Source organism: Thermoanaerobaculia bacterium, assembly GCA_035260525.1.
GTDB lineage: Bacteria > Acidobacteriota > Thermoanaerobaculia > UBA5066 > DATFVB01 > DATFVB01.
Genome location: DATFVB010000304.1, coordinates 1 through 6,794 on the forward strand (window position 1 = coordinate 1; position 6,794 = coordinate 6,794).

Annotated in this window: 8 protein-coding genes and 1 pseudogene; 8 read left to right on the top strand and 1 reads right to left on the bottom strand. The window is 67.8% G+C overall.

Annotation, left to right across the window (positions count from 1 at the left end; genetic code table 11):
- Window positions 1-133: 133 nt before the first annotated feature.
- The 7 genes and pseudogenes from VKH46_14555 (at window position 134) to VKH46_14585 (ending at window position 5,120) form a co-directional block, all read left to right on the top strand.
- Window positions 134-1,138 carry a chromate resistance protein ChrB domain-containing protein gene (locus VKH46_14555; GenBank protein ID HKB72065.1) on the top strand — a complete coding sequence of 335 codons (1,005 nt, stop codon included), beginning with the start codon at window positions 134-136 and terminating at the stop codon, window positions 1,136-1,138.
- On the top strand, window positions 1,135-2,001 hold the full coding sequence (locus tag VKH46_14560) for a DUF1259 domain-containing protein (GenBank protein HKB72066.1): 867 nt from the start codon (window positions 1,135-1,137) through the stop codon (window positions 1,999-2,001). Before VKH46_14555 ends, VKH46_14560 begins: the two co-directional genes overlap by 4 nt.
- Window positions 2,002-2,005: 4 nt before the next feature.
- Window positions 2,006-3,223 carry an MFS transporter gene (locus tag VKH46_14565; GenBank protein ID HKB72067.1) on the top strand — a complete coding sequence of 406 codons (1,218 nt, stop codon included), beginning with the start codon at window positions 2,006-2,008 and terminating at the stop codon, window positions 3,221-3,223.
- 67 nt (window positions 3,224-3,290) lie between these two features.
- Entirely contained in the window at window positions 3,291-3,743 is a 453-nt protein-coding gene (locus VKH46_14570; GenBank protein HKB72068.1) for a YXWGXW repeat-containing protein, read from the top strand.
- Window positions 3,744-3,960: 217 nt separating this feature from the next.
- A complete protein-coding gene (locus tag VKH46_14575; GenBank protein ID HKB72069.1) occupies window positions 3,961-4,407 on the top strand; it encodes a hypothetical protein in 447 nt (148 codons plus the stop codon).
- Window positions 4,408-4,503: 96 nt separating this feature from the next.
- Window positions 4,504-4,971 carry a carboxymuconolactone decarboxylase family protein gene (locus VKH46_14580; protein ID HKB72070.1) on the top strand — a complete coding sequence of 156 codons (468 nt, stop codon included), beginning with the start codon at window positions 4,504-4,506 and terminating at the stop codon, window positions 4,969-4,971.
- A pseudogene (locus VKH46_14585) lies at window positions 4,968-5,120 on the top strand (tRNA-binding protein). Before VKH46_14580 ends, VKH46_14585 begins: the two are co-directional and overlap by 4 nt.
- A 226-nt stretch (window positions 5,121-5,346) precedes the next feature.
- Here the strand turns inward: VKH46_14585 and VKH46_14590 are convergent.
- Window positions 5,347-6,180, bottom strand: coding sequence for a nucleotide-binding protein (locus tag VKH46_14590; GenBank protein HKB72071.1), 834 nt, complete (start codon window positions 6,178-6,180; stop codon window positions 5,347-5,349).
- Between the two features lie 430 nt (window positions 6,181-6,610).
- Between VKH46_14590 and VKH46_14595 the strand changes: the two genes are divergently transcribed.
- Window positions 6,611-6,794 (top strand): hypothetical protein (locus VKH46_14595; protein ID HKB72072.1); only part of this gene is annotated, 184 nt, incomplete at its 3' end.

The following is a 6,794-nucleotide window of genomic DNA, read 5'->3' on the forward strand; positions in this document are numbered from 1 at the left end:
CGCGCGAGTCGGCGGGACTCTGGGCCATCAGCCAGGGATTCACGGAGGTCGGCCGCGACGACGCCGACATCCTGGAGCGCGCTTCGTTCCTCTACGACTCGCTCTACGCTCACCTCGAGAAGGAGTGCTCCCGATGACGGCGGAAAGGCATCGATGGCATCTCCTGATCCACCAGATTCCCCCGAAGCCGCTCTATCTCCGCGCGAAGATCCGGAACCGCCTCGTACGCGTCGGCGCGATCGCGCTGAAGAACTCGGTCTACGTTCTCCCCTTCACCGACGAATGTCTCGAAGACTTCCAATGGATCGCGCAGGAGATCGCCGCCGGAGGGGGCGATGCGTACGTCTGCCGGGCCGATTTCGTCGACGACGACGCTGACCGGCGGCTCGTCGAACGGTTCCGGGCGGAGCGGGACGCGGAGTTCCACCGCCTCGCCGAAGAGATCCGGCCCCTCGTCTCGCGCAGCCGCCGGGCCCGGCGTGCCGGCCCCGACGGAGAAGCGGCCGCCGCCGTCGAGCGCCTTCGCCGGCGGCTCGCCGAGCTCGTCCGCATCGACTTCTTCGGCTCGGTCGGACGCAAGGAGGTCGAGGATCTCTTCGCCGAGCTCGAGCGGAAGCTCCCTTCTCCGTCTCCGAGCGGCCGGTCGGTCGACCGGACGAACCTGCGGGGCCGCACCTGGGTGACGCGAAAGGGCGTCCACGTCGACCGGATCGGATCGGCCTGGCTCGTCCGCCGGTTCGTCGACCCCGGCGCGAAGCTGCGCTTCGTCGATCTCCGCGAAGGCGTTCGCGTTCCCGGCGAGATCCGGTTCGACATCCCGGGAGGCGACTTCACGCACGAAGGGGACCGCTGCACGTTCGAAACCCTCGTCGCCCGCCTCGGTCTCGCCGATCCGGCGCTCGAGCCGATCGCCGAGATCGTCCACGACATCGACCTGAAGGACGGAAAGTTCGGGAGGCCGGAGGCGGCGGGAATCGAGCGCCTTCTCCATGGCCTCCTGCTCGCGAATCCGGAGGACACAGACCGCATCGAGCACGGCTTCGAGCTGTTCGACGGCCTTTACGAATCGTTCCGCCGCCGCGGCGCCTCGCTTCCCGCGGCAGCTCCGAAGATCGGGAAGAAAGGAGACTCGTCATGAAACGGATCGGAATTCTGCTCGCGGCTCTCGCCCTCGCCTCGGCGCTTTCGGGGGCGGACTGGCAGGAGGTCGGAAAGACGCTCGGACAGGAGGGGAAGAGCCTGCCGGGAGAGGTGCAGAAGTACTCCTGGCCGCGCTCGGACCTGCGCGTCCGCGTCGCGACGGTGGCAGTCCAGCCCGCGCTCGCTCTCGGGTCCTGGGCCGCCTTCCGGGCGGAAGGGTCGAACGCGATGACGATGGGAGATCTCGTCCTGCTCGAAGCGGAGGTCAATCCGGTCGTTCGCGCGCTCCAGGCCGGAGGATTCGAAGTCCTCGCGATCCACAACCACCTTCTCGGCGAGACGCCGCACGTCCTCTACGTCCACTTCATGGGGAAGGGCGAGCCGGCGGCCCTCGCGAAGACGCTGAAGGACGCGCTCGCAAAGACGAAGACCCCGACGCAGGCCGCGGCGCCCGCGCATCCGACGCCGGCGCAGACGAAGCTCCTCGATGAGCTCCAGACGAGCCTCGGCAAGAAGGGAACGATGGCCGGAACGGTCCTCCAGGTCGGCGTGCCCCGGGCGGACCCGATCACCGACGGCGGGATGGAGATTCCTCCCTCGATGGGGATGGCGGAGTCGATCAACGTCCAGACCGCGGGCGAACGCGTCGCGGCGACGGGAGACTTCGTCCTCGTCGCCGACGAGGTCAATCCCGTGATCGCCGAGCTCCAGTCGCACGGGATCGAGGTCACGGCGCTCCACTCGCACATGCTCCGCGAGACACCGCGGCTCTTCTTCATGCACTTCTGGGGAGTCGGGACCCCGCCGAGGATCGGCGGGGGACTGAAGGCCGCGCTCTCGAAGGTCGCCACGAAGCCCTGAGCGGATGACCTCCGGCCCCGCGGTCCCCCCCGGGCGCGCCACGGCCCTGCGACGCTCTCTCGGCCTCGAGGGCGGCGTCGCGGCCCTGGCGGCCGGTCTCTTCGTCTTCGGTTTCGGCCAGGAGCTGTGGTTCCGCTACGTCCCCGAGTACCTCCGCTTTCTCGGGGCCGCCCCGTTCCTCATCGGAGTCTTCGGGACGCTGAAGGATTTACTCGACGCCGCGTACGCGTATCCGGGCGGCGCCATCACGGATCGGATCGGCACGCGGGCGGCCCTTCTCCTCTTCGGCGGCGTCACGCTCGCAGGTTTCCTGGTCTTCGCGCTGTGGCGATCGATCGCGGGAGTGTTCGCGGGCATCGTCCTCGTGATGGCGTGGCCGTCGCTGGGACTTCCGGCCACCTTCGCGATGATCGGCGAGGAGCTCCGCGGGGCGAAGCGGATCGTCGGATTCACCGTCCAGGCCGTCGTCAAGCGGATTCCGATCGTAATCGCGCCGGTCGTCGGCGGCGTCCTCATCGGCCGCCTCGGAATGCTTCGCGGAATGCGCGCGGGTTTCTTCGCGTCGATCGCGCTCGCGGCGGTGATGATCCTCGGTCTCGCGGCCGTCTTTCGGAACGGACGGACCGCTCCGGCCGTTCCTCCCGGCGCGGTGCGGCTTCCTCCCGTCCTCCGACGCCTCGTCGCGGCGGATGTCCTGGTCCGGCTGTGCGAGGGTCTTCCCGACGTCTTCCTCGTCGTGTGGGTGATCGAGGTCCGCGGCTTCTCCGCCGCCCGGTTCGGGGTCCTCGTCTCCATCCTGACGGCGACGTCGATCGTTTCGTACGTTCCCGCGGCGGCGCTGGCGGAGCGCGCCGAAAAGAAGCGGTTCATCGTCCTGACGTACGCGTTCTTCACGCTCTTTCCCGTGGCGGTCTTCGCGGCCCGGACGTTTGCGGCGCTCGCGGCCGCTTTCGCGATCGGCGGCCTGCGCGAGATCGGCGAGCCGGCCCGGAAAGCGTTCATCGTGGACTCTTCGCCGGCCCATGCGCGCGGACGGACGGTCGGAAAGTACTACACGATTCGCGGATTTTCCGTGGCCGGCGCGGCCGCGATCGGCGGCCTCCTGTGGACGATCGCGCCGCGTTGGACGTTCCTCGCGGCGGCGGGGCTCGGCGCCGCGGGGACGGTCGGCGCCGCGGTGTTCCTGCCGCGGTCCGGGAAGCGCCCCGACTCGCCCGCTTGACGTCAGGCCGGAGTTCCACCCTTCTCCGGCATCCCGGTTGCTGCTTCCTGTCCGGAAGGAGGTCCGCATGAACCGAATCCTGAAATCCATTCTGCCCGCCGCGGTCGCGGCCGCGATCGCGATCCCGGCGGCGGGTCAGATCCCGATCCCCCCGCTCCCGCACATGGAGATCCACATCGCCCGCTCGGCGCCGCCGCGCCCGCGCGTCGAGTATCGAAACGTGAGACCCGCCGCTGACTATGTCTGGGTGAAAGGCTTCTGGGACTGGGAAGGCGGCGAGTGGGTCTGGATTCCCGGACGCTGGGAGCGTCCGGCGGGCCGTGACGTGACGTGGGTCGACCCGCACTACGACCGTGAGCAGGATGGCTGGCGCTACGAGCCGGGCCACTGGTCCAATGAGCGCGTGGTCGAGGGACGCGACTACCGGGAGTGGAGCGACAAGCATCACAAACGGCGCGATCGCGATCGCGAGCATGAGCGCGACCACGATCACGATCACGATCACGATCATCGGATGTAGCCGCAAGCGATCACACCGCCTCATCACCGCCCCCGTTCGCGACATTCGCGGACGGGGGCTTTTCTTTCCCGATCGCGGCCCGCAGAATCGGTCAACGAGACCAACGCGCCCTCGAAAGGACATGGGAAATCGACGGCACGGCCGAAGTTCTTGAATCGAGAGGTGAGCTCGGCGGGCACAGGGGTTGCTTCGGGAAGGCGGCAGGAGGTTTCATCGCATGTCCAAACGTCTGACGAGGCTCCTGTGGGTAAGCGTCATCGGCGCGGCCCTTTCCCTTCCCGTTGCTGCGCAGATCCCTCTACCTCCCCAGCCGAGCCTGGAAATTCACATCGGACACACGCGGCCGCCGCGCCTTCGCTACGAGAGACGAGGGCGCCGCCCCGACCGCTACTCGATCTGGATCCGCGGTTTCTGGGACTTGCAGGGGGATCAGTGGATCTGGGTCCCGGGGCGCTGGGAACGGCCCCGGGACCGCCACGCCCGCTGGATCGCACCCCGCTACCACCGCGAATACGGCGGCTGGCGATACGCGCCGGGCCACTGGTCGAACGAACGCATCGTCGAGGGAGAGGATTACCGGCGCTGGCGCGACGAGCATCGCCACGGGCGCCAGGGCGACCGCGACCATGATCGCGATCACCACCGCGACCACGAACGCCGGTAGCCTCCGAGAACGAATTCATCGCCCCCGCCCGCGTGGAGCGGCGGGGGCTTTCTTCTGCGGCGCGGGTCTATGATCGGAACGGGAGGAAACCGGACCATGGAATCCCGAATCGATTACGCCAACGCCGCGCCCGGCGCGTACCGCGCGATGCTCGGCCTCGAGCAGTACCTTCACGCCTGCAGCCTCGAGACGCCGCTCATCCACCTGATCAAGCTCCGCGCCTCGCAGCTCAACGGATGCGCCTACTGCATCGACATGCACTGGAAGGACCTGCGCGCGATCGGCGAAGGAGAGCAGCGCCTCTATTCTCTGGACGCCTGGCGCGAAACTCCGTTCTACTCCGACCGCGAGCGCGCGGCGCTCGCCTGGACGGAGACCGTCACGCGCGTCGCCGACGCGCACGTTCCCGACGAGGTCTTCGAAGAGGCGCGCCGGCATTTCTCCGAGACCGAGCTCGTCGACCTGACGCTCGCGATCGCGACGATCAACGCCTGGAACCGCCTCGCGATCGCGTTCCGAGCCCCGGCAGGCACGTACGAGCCGCAGGCCGCCGCGGTTCGATGATGCCGATCTCCTGGGCCGACTTCGAGGCCGTCGAGATTCGCGCCGGGACGATCGTCGAAGTCGAGGATTTCCCCGAGGCGAAGAAGCCCGCCTGGAAGCTCACCGTCGACTTCGGGCCGGAGATCGGGACGCGGCGCTCGAGCGCGAGGGCGCGGGCAGGCCGCGAGCCGGACGGAATGCGGATCGCCCGCGAGATCCCGGTGAGGCGACCGCAAGGCGGTCGTCCCCGCGAAACTTGTCCCCGCGAAAGCGGGGAGCGGGGACCCAGGACTGGATACCCGCTTTCGCGGGTATGACAGAAAACGCGTATGTCGCAGGGTCTCGCGGGTGGCACGCGGCCGCGATCACGGTGCTTTCCGGAAGAGACGGACGTCGCTACTTCGAGAGCTTCGCTTCCTCGATCAGCACCGGGTACTGATACCCCGCTCCGAAATCCCGATCGATCTTCACCGTGCCTTTGACGACCACGACGTCCCCGACCGCCGTGGTGTCGTGGGTCGTCACCGTCAGGTCGTTGTCCTTCTTGTCGGCCGAGCCCGAGCCGTCACGGATGTGGACCCAGTTCCTTCCCATGATCCCGGGAAGGAATTTGACGACTTTTCCCCGCACGGCGACCTCCTTGTCCGCGAGTGCCTTGCGGTCGGCGACGATCTCGGCGACGGTCTTCCCCCCTGCGGCGCGGGGAACCTTGACGTCGCCGACCTTCGACGGCCCCTGCGCCGCGGCGGCGTGCTGCTTGGCCATCATTTCGCGGTAACGGGGGTCGTCGGGATGGTCGGGGGGCGCCTGGTCCTGGGCGGCGGAGGCGTTCTCCCCGGGCGCGCCCGGTTTCGCGAGAGAGCCGAAGAAAATCCGGTCGAACTTCCGATGCAGGGTCGGGCTCTCGAACCCGTCCATCTCCATGGCATCGGCGACCGTGACGGTCTCCCCTTCCTTCACCTTCGTCTGATTGACGGCGGCCCAGACCTCAGCGCCGCCGACGGAGAGCTTCATGTACGTGTAACCGGCGGCGTCCATCGTTTCGAGGACCTTGCCGGACACCGAGATCGAAGGAGCGGCCGCCGGTCGCGGCGCGGATGCCGGCGCCGCGGCACTCGAAGACGCCTCTCGCGAAACCGGCTTCTCGTTGGTCCCCTCGTTGCACCCCCACGCTCCGACCGCGAGGATGATACCGGCCGCGAGAGCGCTGTTCCATGTCCTGATTCTCACCGCGTGACTCCTTCCATCGGCCGGCGCGCCGCCGGCCCGTGCGTGCTGCGCTTGCGCGCGGCCATGAGCGTTCCCGAGTATCGCTCGAAGTCGGCCCTTTTCCGTGGCAAGGGTGGCGCGAGCGGGCGATTCGAGCGATATGGCTTCTTTCCGGCCGCCGGGAACTCCGATCGTTTCACGTTCCTTCAACGCTACCCGGTCTTTCTTACCGGTGTCGACGTCTTCGAGGCCCCCGGCTAAGCATCGTCGCAACCGTGAGATCCTCGCATGATCCCCGGATGCGCGCGTGCGATGCATTCGGCCTCGTTTTCCGATCCCAATCATCCGAAGCCGAGTATCGACGATCGCGTTCCGGTTCGATTTGGGTCGTTTGCATCAATGAATCGGCGGCGTTCGATGCTTAAGCTCTCCTCGAAGTCGGAGGTATCAGATGCAGATTCTCAGGCAGCTTCTCGTGGTGGCTCTCTCGGCAACGGGGATCGCGGTACCGTTCCGCGGCGCGGCGCCGGTGGTCGTCAACAGCCGTCCGGTCTTGCGGACCAGTCCGAAGGCGTATTCGACCAATGCGAAGGAGCATTACCTCACGACGGACCAGTTCGGCTACATCCGGCCGG

Excerpts from the sequence above, each read along its gene's own strand:
- VKH46_14580 (HKB72070.1), top strand. The coding sequence starts at position 4,504 with ATGGAATCCCGAATCGATTACGCCAACGCCGCGCCCGGCGCGTACCGC.
- VKH46_14570 (HKB72068.1), top strand. The coding sequence starts at position 3,291 with ATGAACCGAATCCTGAAATCCATTCTGCCCGCCGCGGTCGCGGCCGCG.
- VKH46_14555 (HKB72065.1), top strand. The coding sequence starts at position 134 with ATGACGGCGGAAAGGCATCGATGGCATCTCCTGATCCACCAGATTCCC.
- VKH46_14560 (HKB72066.1), top strand. The coding sequence starts at position 1,135 with ATGAAACGGATCGGAATTCTGCTCGCGGCTCTCGCCCTCGCCTCGGCG.
- VKH46_14575 (HKB72069.1), top strand. The coding sequence starts at position 3,961 with ATGTCCAAACGTCTGACGAGGCTCCTGTGGGTAAGCGTCATCGGCGCG.
- VKH46_14565 (HKB72067.1), top strand. The coding sequence starts at position 2,006 with ATGACCTCCGGCCCCGCGGTCCCCCCCGGGCGCGCCACGGCCCTGCGA.